The 16,358-nt window shown below is 40.5% G+C and carries 17 protein-coding genes; 4 read left to right on the top strand and 13 right to left on the bottom strand.

The genetic code is table 11. The features are described from left to right. Nucleotides 1-23: 23 nt before the first annotated feature. The 4 genes from AC6CHS_RS09925 to AC6CHS_RS09910 form a co-directional block, all read right to left on the bottom strand. Nucleotides 24-860, bottom strand: a complete 837-nt coding sequence (locus AC6CHS_RS09925; RefSeq protein ID WP_036575769.1) for a carbohydrate ABC transporter permease — start codon at nucleotides 858-860, stop codon at nucleotides 24-26. An 11-nt stretch (nucleotides 861-871) separates the two neighbouring features. Continuing rightward, nucleotides 872-1,792, bottom strand: a complete 921-nt coding sequence (locus tag AC6CHS_RS09920) for a carbohydrate ABC transporter permease (protein WP_498235852.1) — start codon at nucleotides 1,790-1,792, stop codon at nucleotides 872-874. A 61-nt stretch (nucleotides 1,793-1,853) separates the two neighbouring features. Further along, nucleotides 1,854-3,149 (bottom strand): ABC transporter substrate-binding protein, encoded by a 1,296-nt coding sequence (locus AC6CHS_RS09915; protein WP_498235851.1) that lies wholly within the window; start codon nucleotides 3,147-3,149, stop codon nucleotides 1,854-1,856. Between the two features lie 189 nt (nucleotides 3,150-3,338). Further along, nucleotides 3,339-4,499: a GntR family transcriptional regulator gene (locus AC6CHS_RS09910; RefSeq protein WP_498235850.1), complete on the bottom strand. Its 1,161-nt coding sequence runs from the start codon at nucleotides 4,497-4,499 to the stop codon at nucleotides 3,339-3,341. Nucleotides 4,500-4,873: 374 nt separating this feature from the next. Here AC6CHS_RS09910 and AC6CHS_RS09905 point away from each other — a divergent pair, with 374 nt between their 5' ends. Beyond that, on the top strand, nucleotides 4,874-5,056 hold the full coding sequence (locus tag AC6CHS_RS09905; protein WP_498235849.1) for a hypothetical protein: 183 nt from the start codon (nucleotides 4,874-4,876) through the stop codon (nucleotides 5,054-5,056). A gap of 58 nt (nucleotides 5,057-5,114) precedes the next feature. On the opposite strand, the gene AC6CHS_RS09900 is transcribed toward AC6CHS_RS09905, so the two are convergent. Beyond that, the gene (locus AC6CHS_RS09900) at nucleotides 5,115-6,665 is read right to left on the bottom strand and encodes a zinc ribbon domain-containing protein (protein ID WP_498235848.1); all 1,551 of its coding nucleotides are present in this window, start codon (nucleotides 6,663-6,665) and stop codon (nucleotides 5,115-5,117) included. A gap of 319 nt (nucleotides 6,666-6,984) precedes the next feature. Continuing rightward, nucleotides 6,985-7,575, bottom strand: a complete 591-nt coding sequence (locus tag AC6CHS_RS09895) for a TetR/AcrR family transcriptional regulator (protein WP_106897648.1) — start codon at nucleotides 7,573-7,575, stop codon at nucleotides 6,985-6,987. A 241-nt stretch (nucleotides 7,576-7,816) separates the two neighbouring features. On the opposite strand from AC6CHS_RS09895, the gene AC6CHS_RS09890 reads away from it, so the two are divergent. The 3 genes from AC6CHS_RS09890 (at nucleotide 7,817) to AC6CHS_RS09880 (ending at nucleotide 8,989) form a co-directional block, all read left to right on the top strand. Then, nucleotides 7,817-7,900: a putative holin-like toxin gene (locus AC6CHS_RS09890; protein WP_379553686.1), complete on the top strand. Its 84-nt coding sequence runs from the start codon at nucleotides 7,817-7,819 to the stop codon at nucleotides 7,898-7,900. Nucleotides 7,901-8,269: 369 nt separating this feature from the next. Next, the gene (locus tag AC6CHS_RS09885; RefSeq protein ID WP_498235847.1) at nucleotides 8,270-8,764 is read left to right on the top strand and encodes a DUF2975 domain-containing protein; all 495 of its coding nucleotides are present in this window, start codon (nucleotides 8,270-8,272) and stop codon (nucleotides 8,762-8,764) included. 9 nt (nucleotides 8,765-8,773) lie between these two features. Then, complete coding sequence (locus tag AC6CHS_RS09880; protein WP_498235846.1) at nucleotides 8,774-8,989, top strand: helix-turn-helix domain-containing protein; 216 nt, start codon at nucleotides 8,774-8,776, stop codon at nucleotides 8,987-8,989. Nucleotides 8,990-9,060: 71 nt separating this feature from the next. Here AC6CHS_RS09880 and AC6CHS_RS09875 read toward each other — a convergent pair whose 3' ends face one another. The 7 genes from AC6CHS_RS09875 to AC6CHS_RS09845 all read right to left on the bottom strand — a co-directional run bounded on the left by AC6CHS_RS09875 (nucleotide 9,061) and on the right by AC6CHS_RS09845 (nucleotide 16,348). Then, nucleotides 9,061-9,759: a copper homeostasis protein CutC gene (locus tag AC6CHS_RS09875; RefSeq protein WP_498235845.1), complete on the bottom strand. Its 699-nt coding sequence runs from the start codon at nucleotides 9,757-9,759 to the stop codon at nucleotides 9,061-9,063. After that, complete coding sequence (locus AC6CHS_RS09870; RefSeq protein ID WP_498235844.1) at nucleotides 9,756-11,123, bottom strand: M17 family metallopeptidase; 1,368 nt, start codon at nucleotides 11,121-11,123, stop codon at nucleotides 9,756-9,758. The genes AC6CHS_RS09875 and AC6CHS_RS09870 overlap by 4 nt, the downstream gene beginning before the upstream one ends. Before the next feature lie 56 nt (nucleotides 11,124-11,179). Then, a complete protein-coding gene (locus AC6CHS_RS09865; RefSeq protein ID WP_498235843.1) occupies nucleotides 11,180-12,193 on the bottom strand; it encodes an asparaginase in 1,014 nt (337 codons plus the stop codon). Between the two features lie 239 nt (nucleotides 12,194-12,432). Next, a complete protein-coding gene (locus AC6CHS_RS09860; protein WP_498235842.1) occupies nucleotides 12,433-13,500 on the bottom strand; it encodes a Gfo/Idh/MocA family protein in 1,068 nt (355 codons plus the stop codon). Nucleotides 13,501-13,524: 24 nt separating this feature from the next. Beyond that, on the bottom strand, nucleotides 13,525-14,391 hold the full coding sequence (locus AC6CHS_RS09855) for a sugar phosphate isomerase/epimerase family protein (RefSeq protein WP_498235841.1): 867 nt from the start codon (nucleotides 14,389-14,391) through the stop codon (nucleotides 13,525-13,527). A gap of 24 nt (nucleotides 14,392-14,415) precedes the next feature. After that, on the bottom strand, nucleotides 14,416-15,399 hold the full coding sequence (locus AC6CHS_RS09850) for a Gfo/Idh/MocA family protein (protein WP_498236471.1): 984 nt from the start codon (nucleotides 15,397-15,399) through the stop codon (nucleotides 14,416-14,418). Continuing rightward, nucleotides 15,380-16,348 (bottom strand): Gfo/Idh/MocA family protein, encoded by a 969-nt coding sequence (locus AC6CHS_RS09845; RefSeq protein ID WP_498235840.1) that lies wholly within the window; start codon nucleotides 16,346-16,348, stop codon nucleotides 15,380-15,382. Before AC6CHS_RS09845 ends, AC6CHS_RS09850 begins: the two co-directional genes overlap by 20 nt. Between the last annotated feature and the right edge of the window lie 10 nt (nucleotides 16,349-16,358).

Raw genomic sequence — 16,358 nt, 5'->3', positions numbered from 1 at the left:
TTCCAGTGTTCCATTCCATCCAATTAACCCTTAATCCCACTAAACGTAATCCCTTTAATGAATGTCTTTTGTAGAAAGAAGAATAGTAAAATAATTGGGATCGTCATTAACGTTGAGACAGCCATCATTAAGCTCCATTCTGAACCTTGTTTGTTTTGAAATTGCTGCAAAGCAAGGGAGAGCGTATAGGAATCTTCATTTGTTAAATATAATAAAGGTCCAAGAAAATCGGTCCAACTCGCCATTAATTGGAATAGCCCAACTGCAAGAACTGCTGGTTTGGCTAGTGGCAGCATGATCTGCCAATAAACTCGAAGCTCGCTTGCACCATCCATTTTGGCTGCTTCCCTTAAGGAATCTGGTAATCCCATAAAAAATTGCCGTAACAAAAATATGTAAAATGGAACACCAAAGAACTGCGGAATAATGAGTGGTAGTGACGTCCCGACCCACCCTAATTTGTTAAACAGAAGAAATAAAGGAATCATGGTAACTTGAGCAGGAATCATCATAACAGCCAGCGTTAAAGCGAAAAGGACATTTCTCCCTCTCCACTTTAATTTAGAAAAACTGTAGGCAACGAGTGGACATGATAGAACGACTCCTAATGTACTTAATATCGTGATGACAGAGGTATTAAACAAATACTTCCAAAAAGGAATGTATTCAATTGCTCTACTATAGTTCTCCCATTCGAACGGTTTTGGAATCCATTCGGGTGGAAAGGTAAATACTTGATCAATTGGTTTTAATGATGTGGAAACCAACCATATAAACGGCACTAAAAAAAATATAGAGGCAATAATTAAAAAGACATGTGCAACAGCGTTCTTTCCCTTTTTTACATGAGTAGGGTTCATTACTCTCCTCCTTATTTACCTTGATAGTGTACCCAGCGCTTGGAAGACCAGAATATTAGGACCGTTAACAGCATGATGACAACAAATAGAATCCACGCCATGGCGGAGGCATATCCCATCTTAAAATATTTGAACCCATTGTCATAAAGGTACATGACATAAAAGGTTAGGGAATTAGCTGGTTTTCCCTGTCCTTGTGTAAGGGTGTATGGCAAAGTAAACTGTTGAAACGCTCCAATGACACCCATTACAAGATTAAAAAATATAACCGGTGTAAGTAATGGAATGGTGATATGAAAGGTTTTTCGAAACCAGCTTGCTCCGTCGACTTCTGCCGCTTCATAATATTCATCTGAGATATCACCAAGTCCCGCTAAATAAATCACAACAGCTTGCCCAATTCCCCAGAGCGACATAAAAATCAAGGATGGCTTTGACCACTCCTCGCTTCCTAACCAGGCAGGTCCACTTATGCCAATCATATCGAGAAACCCATTGACAAGCCCAAACCCAGGGTTTAGAAGCCACATCCAAAGAACAGCAATAGCGACATGGGGAACCAAGGTCGGTAAAAAGAAGATGGTTCTATAAACTGTCATACCTTTTATTTTCAAATTCAACAGCATGGCTAAAGCTACACCTGAAATAATACTCAATGGGACAAAGAAAATAGCGAAATATACTGTATTATAGATAGATTTAAAGAATAGCTGGTCATTCATTAATTCTTTATAGTTCTGGAAACCGATAAATTCACCCGGCTGTAGTATAGAATAAGAGGTAAAGCTAAAATAAATTGATACAACTAATGGTAGAATGTAAAACAAAAGTAGACCGATAATCCAAGGTGCTGCGAATAACCATCCACTTGTCTCCTTGTTTATTTGCTTGCCTCTCCTTTTCTTATTTCCATTATTGGCTAACTGTCTCATTGTGTTCACCCCTTGCATTGTGAAGGGGGAGAAAGGAATAACCCCATCCCCCACTTTTCATTTATTCGAGTGCTGCATTTACCTTTTCATTAGCAGATTTTAAAAGATCTTTTGGTTTACCATTTCCATGGATGGCATTATCTACCGCATTAGATAGTTCATTCCATAAAAGCTCACCCTCTGGAAGTACAGGGCGGTTGTGCGATTCGGGAAGAATGTTAATAAATTCACTGAATATCGGATCATCCTTATACCCTAGCTTCTCATTAACTGAATCAATAACTGACAATGTTTTATACATACCGTTGTATATTTCTTGCCCTTCTTCTGACCCAAAGAATTTAACGAATTCCCATGCTTCATCTGGATGCTCTGCTCCCTTAGGAATTACCACAGCCATCCCTCCAGACCAAGAAGTAAAGTTTTCGCCTGTAGGTGTCGGGATGGGTGTAACACCGTAATTTAAATCAGGCTTGTACTTTAGATAACCGGAGATGCTCCAATTTCCACCAATGTGCATCGCAAGTTGACCAGTGAGAAAAGGATCCATCTCCCCAGAACCACTAGAATCTGTAAATCCAGTTATATCCTCCACATTGTATTCCTTGGCGTATTTTGTCATCCATTCTAGAGACTCCACAACTTTTGGATCATCGGCTGTTACTTTCCCAGCCTCTTCGTCATAGAAATTGCCTCCATATGCCCATCCCCAAGAATAAAGCCAACCTTGATTGTACCAAGGTATAAATCCAACTCTTTTAAATCGATTTCCGTCCTTCACAGTTAATTTCTCCGCTGCCTCTTCTAATTCATCAATTGTTTTGGGTGGTTTTTCAGGATCTAGCCCAGCATCTTTAAACGCATCCTTATTGTAAAATAATAGGCGTGCGTCTGTATCTACTGGCATAGCATAAAGCTTATCCTGATATGTGGCTTCTTCCCAGGCAAATGGGTAATATTTGTCACCCGTTATGCCATCCTTTTCAGCATAGGCAGTAAGATCGGTCAATGAACCCTGATCAGCCCATGACCCCACCTTAAAACGATCAAACCAAGATACATCGGGAGGATTCCCTCCTGCCACAGCTGCTAATAATTTTTCATTTTGCGATTCATTTGCAGCCGTATACACAGCATCTACTTTTATATCCTGATGCTTCTCATTAAAAGCATCCACTACCGCATTAATCGCTTCTTCCCCTACCCCTGAATTTTCATGCCAAAAAGTAATAGTTGTTACACCATCTTCATCTTCCCCTCCCGAAGTTTCGTCACTTGAACAGGCGGATAATGTAAGCGCAATCATAATAAAGACAGCTAAATAAACCTTTTTTAAATTATGGTTTTTCCATAACATCCCTTTCACCCTTTTTCTTTGAATTTGCCATGCTCTTTACTTCTTTCATCCTCCCCTTGCACGCTAAAGAAAACTGAAAAATCACACTCCTTTTTGATATATCAATATACTAACAATGCCAATTACTAATGTCAATATATTTTTATTTTATTTTATTTTCTAAATTTAACCCATAAAAAAGAAACCATGTTATTCATGGTTTCCTTGTAAATGATTTATCTGGGTTGAAATTCCTTGGATCAAACGATAACCTACTTTACAATCATGTAATTCTCTCTCGCCATTCAATTGTTTAATCAGTAAGTCAGCCGCTTGATATCCCATTGCCTCTTGATCTTGCCTAATATGAGTAAAAAAAGGTTCATTAAGATAAAAAGTGGGTGAATCAAAACAAAGGATAGAAATATCATCCGGAACTTTTTTCCCCATTGATGTTAGCAATTCATTCAGTAGCATCGCTATTTCAAACTCACTACAAACATATGCTGTAACCTCTGGATTGTGTTGAATAAATTGAATAAGTCTTTCACGATCCTTCTCATCAGATATATTGTGATTCTCACTGTATACATGGACCGGCATCGTACTATGTATTTCTGTTAAGACATGTTCTTGATTTATCGGTTTTCCTTTTTCCGAAAAGGCGGCCTGATATCCCCTATATCTTTCTTCCACAGAGGAAGTGCCATCAACTGACGGAGAAATAAATGCAATGTTGTCATGACCATTATCTAAAGATAAGGTGGTCAGCTCCTGCATAGCTTTTCTATTATCTATAGAAACTGAAGTTGCGGGTATCCTCTTTAAATAGCGGTCAATCAGAACTAAAGGATATTCTTCCACTACCATTCGAAGTAATTCATTATTATAGTGAACCCCCTGAACTGGTAAAATGATAATGCCTTGTACTCCCATCTCCAGTAATGAATGAATGGCCTTTTTCTCCTCTTCCTCCAAACCAAAAGTTCGTTTTAGCACAAGGTTATAGTTTAGTTCTGCACATCTTTTTTCAATTGCCCTTACTAAATCTAAGCCATATGTATCAGTAAAATCGGGGATGATGAATCCAATCACTTTCCGGTAAGCATCTGGTTTTATCTCGGTTGACTCACCCCATGACGTAGAATCAAGATTAGGTAAGTTTTTTGAGACAAAAGACCCTTTGCCTTGAAAACGTTGTATAATTTCTCGTTGTGAAAGTAAATCAAGTGCTTTTTTAGAGGTAATCCTACTTACCTTAAATTGTTTGGCTAACTCCTCTTCTGTAGGTATTTTATCCCCGCTTTTTATATCTCCTTCTTTAATCATATTTAATATATAGTCATAAATCTGTTCATATAAGCTACTCATTCCAACCATCCTTAGTAAATTGTTATATTCATTATAACAATTTACTGAAAGTTGTTCAATTGAATCTAGTATTGGGTAGAAAGACATATTACCTTTTGCCAATTAGTTAGGGGTTTACTTTCAGTATCGAAAGGCGCTCTTTGGTTGATTGAGAGTGCGTCTTGATTGATTACCCATCAATAAAGGCGATGTGCACCACTTCTCAGCCGATACTTCTTTGTTCGCGGCCGATGTCCACGCCTTCTCGGCCGATACACACTCCCTCTCAGCCGACACTTCCTCGCTCCCGGCCGATATACTACCCCCCTCTTGATCATTCCCAACCCAACAGTTAAAATATCCCATAAGAGACTCACGAAAAAAGGAGGCCAACCATGCAAAAAAGACTCAACCCCGAGCAAGTTCTTTTCCTAGCAGTATTTGTCATGATCGTACTCGTAGCATACGAATTTCTACTCCCTGACTTTACATACAAATCCATCATCTTTATCGCCTTGGGCGGGGTATCTGCCTACCTTGGCGGGACCCTTTCCACCAAATTAATTAAAAGCCAATAAAAAACGATACTTCCATGCCGAGCAAGGAAGCATCGCCGATCACTCTAAAAACCAACTTTTATTCTTTTCCTGTATCAGAGGTATGGAAAACGGGTTCTTCTATCGTCACACGTTCCATGCGGTCTTCATCCATTGATCCAGCGTAATCTATTCCTCTTACCGCCCATGTCTCTTGCTGTTGGTCATAAGCTAATACATATCGCGTTTCGTCTTCTATTTGTTCTAATTCTGCATCGGTGCCTTTTTCATAAATTGCTTCTTCGTAATACGTTATTGTATCAACTGTTAATTCCCAGAAGCCTTCATATGATTTTTCTAACGTAAAGGAATCCTGATAAAAATCCATGCCGTGAAAAGCACCATCATACATTATATCGTTTTCCAGATTGTATGCTGCTTCCTCTACGATCCGATCCTTTAAATCTGGTATTGCTGTTGTTAAGGCATCTGGATTTGCCGTTGAGTAGACTTCGCCAAATTCCTCATTATAAGTTACCAAGATATCTTGGATCTGTTGCTTAAACTCATCACTATCTCCTAGGTTAAACTCCACGTAACGTTCAGTCAGTGGCTGGTCATTCGTTCTTACCGATCCCCATGGAAGTTCTGCTTCAAATGAGACATTCATTGATCCATCAATCAGTAGTGGTCCAACTTGATCTTGCTTTGATAAATCCACACCAGTATCTTTGCCATTAACAAATAATTTAATGGAGCTTAGTTCATCATAGCCTTTCATCCCTAAATCAAACGTTACCATATCTCCATCTAAATAAAGATCCACATATGCTGGAAAGTTAGGATCACCTACAGCCGTTTCTTCCCTCTCTAAGTTAAAGAATCCGGTATCCAACGCTGCTCTAATCGTATGTTCGCCAGGTAAAAAGGGGCCGATTTCTAATTGGGCATTATCCTTATCAGCTGTTGCGACAACTTCATCGCCTACGATAATCTCTGTATCTTTATAATTCGTTGCCACTTCAAAGTAAACAGGATTTACTGTGATCTGGTAATCATCAAACATGAGGAACTTCTTCCCGTCCTTTTGGAAATCAAGTGCGTATGTTCCAAACTGATCTACTTCGCCATCTGCTTGGTACTCCAAATGATTCAGTACAACCTTAAATTCATTCTGCTTTGCGTTGTATAACGCTATCATCCCTTTTACAGATTCTTCCGTGATCTCTAAGTCATCGTCATCTGTTGTTAATAAGGATGCTAGTTTGCCCGCATCTTCCTCTTCAATTGCAGATTGAAATTCATCCAATACATGCTTTGGCGAAGTCATCGTGTTGCCTACAGCGTAAACCCCAATTAATAAAATGATAAGTGCAGCAGTAGAAAATAGAATGATTTTGGACTTCTTGTTCATTTTCTTCCTATTTTGATTTCCATTAGATCCAGTTGTTGCCTGATCAACTTGAGGATCGTTATGTTGCTCCACCTCTAGCGACGGGGTGACGTTCTGTTCTTGTTCCTCGTTTTGACTATGATATGTATTCCCCGTTTTTTCGTTAGGTTGCCCCCCATGCTCTAATGCTTTCCCGCAATGCTTACAAAATCGTGCATCTGGTGCTATTTCCCCACCACAATTTATACAGTATGCCATGTGCTTCCTCCTGCCCTATATTTAATTTACTTCCGCCAGCTCAGCATATAAAGTGTGTAACACGATATAGGTTTAGTCCTTTTTACATGCTTTACTGCTGTAAATCATCATAAGTATACAACAAAAAAACCGCCAATTGGGGGCGGATTAGATTTATGGGGGTTCATTTTAAAAAACAGGAGTAAATACCTAAATGAATTTTGTATTGTACGAACTTTCTTTAGTTATAAATGACCAGTTCTATCTTACTGTTTTTCGTATGATGGGGAAAACAAACATAGGACAGTTCTAACTCCCAAGTGGGAAAGAACTGCCTTATTTAAGACTTTGTCGTCCCGTTCAAAATCAAATCGACAAGTAAACTATATTGTCCAGCTAACGTTTTGGGCTTTTGCTTCCATTGTGACATGGTTTGTCCCAATGTTAATAAGCAAAAACGGGCAGCATCCTCTGGCTGAATACTTTCCCTGAGCATTCCTTCTTCTTGCATTTCCTCAAAGATTTTAATAAACGGATCCAAATATGTTTCTTTCCACAAGGAAAAAATACGTTTACGGTTTTCCTCTTTAAATTCAACTAAGATATCATGCACCATCATCATCATGCTTGTAGGATGCTCTGCAGACAGTACTTCTAACATTCCTTCAAGCCGCTCTGCAATTGTACCATCGCCAACAACACGTAACCTTTTTTGAATGTGGGAAACAAACCTTTCTAACATCGCTATGTAAAGGGATTGTTTGTCTGAATAATGGTAATAAAGAGCTGGCTGCGTTATTTCGCACTGTGCTGCAATCTCTCTCGTTGTGACAGCTCGGTAGCCCTTTTCCATGAACAATTGCTGTGCCACACTTAATATGCGGCTCTTCGTCCATTCGGGATCCTTGCGATTTGCCTGTGATTTTTCCATTGTAGATCTTCCTTTATCTTATATAATCTCCTCTATTTTAGCATGAAAAGGGCCGTCCGTTTCCAATTATGTGTAAGTCTTAACTTACCGATTATTAATAGAGCAATATTTTAAATTTAATTATAAATACATAAGGAACTCACGTTCGTTTATGATATAATCGTAATACAATAGACTGGCTTCACATGAGGGTAAGGCTCATTTCCTCCTGGGAATTTTCCCATGAAGGGGGGTGTTGCCTATGGATACGAAGGATGTGTTAACACTGATGATTTCATTCGGTATGTTAATCGCGTTTATCATGTCCGGAAAAAATGAAAAATAACCCCTCATGTGCTTTAGCCAGGCCTTGAGGGATTATTTCCTAAAGTGTGCCACCCCTTACGTCGGGTTGGTCTATTGTACCGTTCCATGTGTCCAGCATGGAACGGTTTTTAATATTTTATATGCTTCTTATTAGATTATACCATGAATTTGTTTCATGTACACTGTAATGTAACCATGAACACCTTTCAATGGTACAATCCTCTCACGACAATTTTTTTATGCTCTTACCTCTCAAATAGAAACACCCTCCTCACCTCTTAATCAAAGCAACACAACAATATAATATTAAAATTTAATATTTTTTTATTGTAAATCGATAAATAACATGGTAAATTAAATAAGACAAAAAATTAGTGAGGTGTTTCGCATGAAGCAAGGATCAACTACCTTTTTAAAAATAGCTGTTTTCCTAATGGGTATCCCTGTACTAGCTTTAGCTATTCTTTTATTACCTAAAATAGGATTGGAAGCAATGGATCAGGCTGCAAGTGGTGGCACGCAGTTAGCATACATGGTCTTCGGGATTTTATTTATCATGTATATATCGATTATCCCGTTTTACTTTGCCTTGTATCAGGCTTTCAAGCTTCTAAGTTATATTGACAAGAACAAAGCATTCTCCGAGATATCGGTAATCGCGTTAAAGAAAATAAAACAATGTGCTATTACGATCAGCGGCTTGTATGTTATCGCGCTGCCACTTGTTTATATCATTGCCGAGTGGGATGATGCTCCGGGGCTTATCATCGTTGGCATGGTACCAATTGGCGCTTCCCTAGTGATAGCAGTCTTTGCAGCTGTTCTCCAAAGACTTCTAAAAGAGGCAATCAATATCAAATCTGAAAATGATTTAACGGTCTGAGGTGATAACATGGCGATTATAATTAATGTTGATGTGATGTTGGCAAAAAGAAAAATGAGCGTTACCGAACTGTCCGAAAGGGTTGGAATCACAATGGCTAACCTGTCTATCTTGAAAAATGGCAAGGCCAAAGCAATTCGCCTAACGACGTTAGATGCAATTTGCAAAGCATTGGATTGTCAGCCAGGAGATATTTTGGAGTATCGTGATGATGAGAAAGAATAGGTCCGTAGACTTGTAATGCATTTTTAAAAATCCCACCTATGCTAAAACTGAGCATAAGTGGGATTTTTTCATCAACTTCTTAAATACCCTAGAACCTTCTCCACTTCCTGTTTAGAAAAGCCATTCCCAAACGACTGATCTATCCTAACAGCCTTCCCAAAATGGAATTGCGTGCCTCCTGTTTCCTGCTTAATTTTTTCTATATTATTCGCAGAAAGTCCTGCTCCAGCCATAATAGATGGGCCTTGAAGCTCCCGCTCTATATCAACCAATTTAATAAGCTGCTCTAATCCCGCTTCACAATTCGCCTTTCCACCAGAAGTCAAAATGCGCTTAACGTTCTTTTTATATTTAGACAACGTTTCATAAGCTTCTTCCTGTGATACCACCTCGTCAAACGCGCGATGAAATGTCATATCAAGATGAGGAAACAGATGAAAAAGCTTGCTTAGCATCGCTTCATTTATGGTGTGATCTTCATTTAACGCCCCGAAGACAACCCGGTTCCCCCCAAGCCGCTCAATGGCCTCGATATCCTCACAGATCACCTTGAACTCCTCTTCCGTATAAAAGAAATGATGGCTATGAGGACGGATCATAATTTGCACGGGGATTTTCACATTCTCAAGTACTTGCTTAATCGTTCCGTAGCTTGGTGTAAGGCCACCTTCTGAGATTGCGGATACGAGTTCCACCCGGTCAGCTCCCAGCTCCTCTGCTTGAATTGCTTCCTGTTTATTTTGTACGATAACTTCTAGTTGCATGTTCATTCGCCCTCTCTACATACTATTTCTTTCAAGAGGCGCACCCCAAATCCAGTCGCACCCTTTACATGATACCCATATTGCTTCCATGGACGCACTGTATTTGCCATATCAATGTGCACCCATTTGGTATCTTTTTCAACAAAATTTGATAGGAAAATTGCTGCGGTAATCGCCCCACCAAAGTTAGAGGAGCTCATATTGTTTAGATCTGCATAGTCACTTTTCATGTAATCTTGGTAATCCTTTATTAACGGCATCGGCCATACATCATCACCCGTTTGTTCCCCAAGCTCTTTATAAGCCCACAAATCTTCTTCTCTGTTACTGAAGATCCCAGCCGTTTTTAATCCAAGCGCCTGACCAATTGCACCTGTAAGAGTCGCCGCATCAATTACCGTCGTCGCACCTATGGACTGGGCATATAGCATACCATCTGCAAGGACAAGTCGTCCCTCCGCATCCGTGTTCCCAACTTCGACATGTAACCCGTTCTTGTATTGAATCACATCTGATGGCAAATAAGCATTCGTTCCCGCCAGATTTTCCACTAACGGAATAACCGCTGTAACATGTACTGGAGAATCCAAATCTGCAAGCAGCTTCATAGCGCCTACCACCGCAGCCGAGCCGCCCATATCCATTTTCATTTCCCAAATGCCCTTGCCTGTCTTCGTATTAATCCCACCGGAATCAAAGGTAACGCCTTTCCCGACAAGTCCAACATGTGTAGTATCGCTATTCTTCAATCTCAATACAGCCATTTTTGGTGGGTTAACACTGCCCTTTCCGACCATCTTGATCGCTTCAAGGCCATGTCTTGTTAAGTCTTCTGCTTCAAAGATCTCTACGGCTACGTTCGTATGTTGAAAAATCTCCGTTATCTTTTCAGCGTAACGTTGAGGGGTAAGCTTATTTGCTGGCTCATTACAAAGATCTCTGGCAATATTTACAGCATCTGCTTGTACCTTCGCTTCCTGAAGTTGGTTTTTGTATAAAGAGAAGTCATAGCGTAGTGTGAATTCCACCTGGCTTTCTACGCGTTTGTATGTATCAAATGAATAGCTGGCAAGGAACCAACCCTCCATAAAAAACTGCACTGCCTTTTGTAGTGGCAATTCACGTAAGGCCTCAAATATCGGGTTCAGTTGAAGGGTAACTTTGCCGAACTTTTGACTTGCTACATATTTTCTCACTTCTCCACCTAATACACGTAGGTCTTCCATCTGAAGCACTGGCTTGGCAATATTTATAAAAAGATAGACCATGTTATCCTTTTGCATAAGCCTCATATCCCTGAATTCCGTATTGTTCGCACTTGAAAAATCCCCAGTATTTCCTGCTACCATTGGCTTTACAACGATCTCCATTACACCCACTCCTTTTAAAGGCCTTATCTTTCCCTATTGGCACTCACTTAAGATCCCTACAAATACACCTTTGTTTGACCAACAAGTTTCCCGTTATCGTTCATGATATCCATCGACCTTATTTTTAGTAGCCGCTCAATCGTATCCTGGTTTTGATAATGAATTTTTTTGAGTAAAGCCGCAACTAATACTGGCCAAACGAGTTCAGAACCACTCAACACTTTAAGGGCAATACTCATTTTCTCTTTCCTTAATGCAAGGCAATAGACCCCTTGTGCTCCGCCTTTAGCAATAATGTTTTCATCTTCAAGAAGTGCCGTACAAATAAAATCATGGGATGCGACGATTTCAGGTTGTGCATTCATCACATCCCCAACTTTTCTTACGGCATCTTCCGTTTGCTTATTGGCTATTAGATCTGGACGAACAAACTTTAAAAATGATAGGGCCATATTTCTTAAAGGAACAGCATGTACAGGCACGCCACAGCCATCTATCGCGGTTTGAATTTTATTCTTTTCGATTTCAGCTAAATCCGCGACATACTCGAGGATTTCCTGCTGTAGCGGGTGACTTAATTGTTCATACCCGCTTACATCATACCCTTTTTCTTTTATATATCCTAAAAAACCTAAGTGTTTGCCTGAGCAATTATGTAGTAGTCTGCGTCGCGGTTTATGATTCCAAATATAGTTATCCTTTGGGGCATCGTTTAATGGGTAGCTTGGATTGCAAACAAGGGCATCTTCCTTTAACTGCAGCTTGTTCAATAAGCTTTCCAAAGCATCCTGATGGTATGCTTCTCCGCGTTGGGATGCGGTGAATAAAGCCGCCTCCTCAGGAGTTAGTCGATACTTCTCTACCATATTGGTCGTAAAAGCTGGAATTGCCTGTAATGGTTTCATCGCAGAACGGTAAAAAACATACTGGTCAATATCCCCTTTTTCGTAGATCACTTCCTTCTCCTCATTTAGGATGCAAATTAACCCTTGATGTGTATTTTCCAAGCTTTCGCCTCTGAACTCTTCTATAATGACGGGATTTGACATTCCCTCACCTCTCTTATCCATTATTAGAAAAACGCGCATCGCTCGTCTTCTAAAGATGTAACTGCTTCCTAGCTAAAATTTTATACATTTCTAACGTGTTAAAAGGAGAAAACCCTTGCCACTAATCTGGTACAAGGGTCACTCCATGAAATGTAATCTTACATTTTTTTACTCTTATTTTAGAAAACTTGGCTTACCACCCATTCTTCATGGTGAAAGCACATCGTTGCACTTATCCATTAGGGAGATTTTCTACTTTTCTATCTGTCAAAGTAAATTTCTTTCCCTGTTTCACTAGACTCATAGACACCAGCCAACATTTTCATGATCTCTACCCCATCTTCAACTGGGCTGAGCGTTTCTGCTTCACCTTTAACACAGGTTACAAAGTGGTTAATTTCTTTCTGAAACCCTTTAACGAAGTCAAACGATAGTTCATCAATTTGTGGCGTGGCGTTTAAAATCGTATTATTTCTTTCTGTTATGATTTCCAGTTCCGGTTCAATTTCTGCGCCACCCTTATCACCAAATACACTAACAGCCATGGTCTCTTTCTTCACATGAAGTGTGAAGCTGACATCGACCATTAACGAAGCGCCATTTTCGAAACGAATAATGGCATTTGCCATGTCTTCTACTGTGTTTGTATCAGGATCATAATCCGCTGCTTTGTAGAATGATTTATTTTTCACATTGGACCGGTTTCCCAAATTATAATAGGCGTTTCCACTAACCGATTTCACCTTTGGTTTGCCCATCAGATACCAGCACAGGTCTATCACATGCACACCTAAATCGATTAACGGGCCACCACCTGATCGGTCCTTATCCGCAAACCAGCCCCCAGGATTGCCTAGCGCCCGCAGACAGGATGCCTTGGCATAGTAAATCTCCCCAAGTTCGCCTGCATCAATAAATTCCTTTAATACCTGTGTGTTTGTTCCAAACCGGCGAACGAAACCTACCTGGAGTGTTTTGCCCCCACTGTTTTTGACAGCCTTTTCAATTTCAAGCGCTTCTTCCACCGTTTTACATAGTGGCTTTTCAACTAACACATGCTTTCCTGTATGTAATGCAGCAATTGCAATTTCAGCATGCGTGTTATTCCATGTACAAATACTCACAGCATCAATCTCTGTATCTGCCAGTAAATCATGGTAGTTTTTGAAAAACTTTTCGGCACCATATTTCTCCGCTTTTTCCTTTGCTCTTTCCTCATTTATATCACAAACTGCGTGGATTTCAACATCTTGATTACGTTTATAAGAGTCAAAATGCATTTCCGAAATGGAACCTGCACCAATGACCCCAACTTTTATTTTCCCCATTGCTGGTAACCTCCTTATTTAACGTTATAATGTCTCCCAAATCCGCCGCACATTGTCCAGCCCAATCTTGGAAGCTTTCTTACATTCTTCTATGCCTTCAAATTCAATGGAAAGATAGCCATCATAGCCTGCTTCCTTCACGACTTGTAAAACATCCTGCAGATTAATGTCACCATGCCCCGTTATCGCGCCTCTTAAGTAATTGCCAGTGGTGGATTGGAACCAACCCTCTCCCGGATTGTAAGAGGAGACAGGACGAACATAAAACTCCTTTGCATGGACCATGGATGCAAACCCAATGTTCTTTTTCACGCCAACAATAGGATCCTCATCAACGCAGAGGAAATTCCCCGTATCGAGCGTTGTTTTAAAGTTTGGTCTGTCTACATTCTCGATGAGACGTTGCACACGGTCACTAGCCTGTACATAGAATCCGTGATTTTCGATACTTGTTACAATGCCGTATTTCTTCGCATAGTCGGCAATTATTTGGCATGCCTCTGTCAGCTTAGGTAAATCTGCTTCAAATTGCTTTATTGATGCCTCTTTTGCTGGTCGAAAGGAGACATCATGCCGCATTAACTTCACACCTAATTGGTTCGCGATGTCTACTTCCTTTTTCACTCTTGCAATTTCCTGTTCAAATGCACCTTCACCTGGTTTAAGAAAATCTGCACCAATCGCATAGTTGGAAATTTCGATGCCAACGTCTTTGGCTTTTTGCACGATGGACTTTATTAAATCAGGGTTGTCTTCCAGTGTGAAACCTAATGGGACTATTTCAATATGCTCGCCGCCCTGGTCTGCCGTCCACTGGATGACATCTAGAATAGACATCTCCCCTGTTTTGATTGCTCCCAATAAACTGTACGAACTCATACCAAGCTTCATATCTCACCCTCCTTTATCTGCAACCTAACTTCGCTCTAGATTCACCGTTTCTTTTAATTCATTGGAGCGATAGGCTGCTTTCACAACTTCTAATGTCCGCAATCCGTCTATTCCAGTAATCGCGGGTTTTCTGCCTGTTTTAACACAATCAATAAAATCATGGACCAATCTTTCATCCATGTCTTCAGACCATGGCTTATGCTCTATTTTTCCAGTTTGATCATTGTAAAGAACAGAATGCTGTTTAAAGGCGTCGACAACTAACGACCCTTCCGTACCAATAATCTCCATGGTGACATCTCCCCAGATCGGAAACGTTTTTGGTCGTGACCAGCTTGGATCAATGGTTGCAATGATGCCTGATTCTAACTCCAAAGTTACCAATCCCGCATCTTCCACTTTAATATCGTAGAAAAGCGTATCGAATTCCGCGTAAACGGATTTCACTTCGTCCTGTAGCATCCAGCGAAGCAAATCCATGATATGCACAATATGATCTGTAGCAGCCCCACCGCCTGACAATGCTTCTTCAACAAACCAGCCGCCTGGCATTTGTCCATGGTTTGTTGCATTCACTGCCATCACGTCCCCAATCCGTCCTGACTCAATGATAGCTTTCACTTTTTGAATCGCAGGGACAAACCGGACAGCATATGCAACTTGTAAAATGACACCCTGTTGATCACAGACCCGAATCATCTCTTGCGCGTCCTCCAGCTCTGTGGCTATCGGCTTTTCACATAAAATATGTTTTTTATAGGATGCAGCCTTCAGAACATGTTCTTTATGGTTTGCGTTTTCCGAACAAATCATGACCGCATCAATATCTGTGCTTAATAATTCATCTAGGTCATGATAAAAGTCCGTTTCAAATTGTGTTGCCGCTTCTTGGCCACGTTTAACGTCATCATCCCATATAGCCACTATTTCTGCTTCAGGATGGCCCATCAGAAATGTTGCGTAACTATTTGCATGCATATGAGCAAAACTAATCATCCCTACTTTCATAAGACCACCTCGCTTCCTTGATCGAGACAGGTTGTCCTGTCTGAGCTGATTTCCTTGCAGCATCTACTAGTTGCATTGATTTTAACGCGTCATTTGCTAGATTTACCGGTTTATTTGGTCCTCTTGCCTGGTCTAATACATACGCAAACTGCCTTTGCAAAACCGACTTGTCGAGGATCATTTCCTCTAGCTGATCCTCTTGTGAACTGGTCGTTACCTGTAAAGAAATGGGATTGCTATCTGTGCTGTTATGTGTGATCATTCCTTTGTCTCCGGTAAGCTCAAAGCTTGTTCCATTTTCCGTTTTAGCCCAGGATAATGCGACATGGGCGAATGACTTATCTATCATTCGGATGGATAGGAGAGCATACTCAACTTGTGAACCGTTACGTCGCTTTCTTTTTATATGCTTTGCAATAACGCGTTCCACATCACCGAAGGTCCATAAAAGCCATTCAAATTCATCTATCCCAAGCTCGGAAAAGATATCCTTTTCTCCTCCAGGGTGAGGTGCTCCTCTCGACAGCCTGATAACCCCTGCTCTCCCTATATTTCCATTGCGTACCTGGTTATTCGCATCAGCATATTCCGGAGAATATCTTCGCTTATTTCCAACATATAAATGGACTTGTTTATCTTTGCATTCTGTAACGATGCTTGATGCCTCTTTCAGAGTGGAGGCAAGGGGAGAGGCACAAATAATATGTGTCCCTTGCTTCGAAAACTGTCGGATTAATTCCGGCCTGTCCTCCACAGGTACACAAAGATCGATGACATCTAAATTTAGTTCCTCCACATCCTCTACTCGGTCCCCACCGTTAACCTGAAACGCAATCTTGCCTGGAGTGGTAGTTTTTACTGGAACAATCGATAGAACTTCTGCCTCTTGCAGTTTCGACCAAGTTTTCAAATGCTGCTCATCATCTCCTACTACAGCTACTTTTACCAACTAATACACC

The organism is Oceanobacillus sp. GQ8, from assembly GCF_059758495.1.
This window is presented reverse-complemented; position numbering and strand designations above follow the sequence as displayed.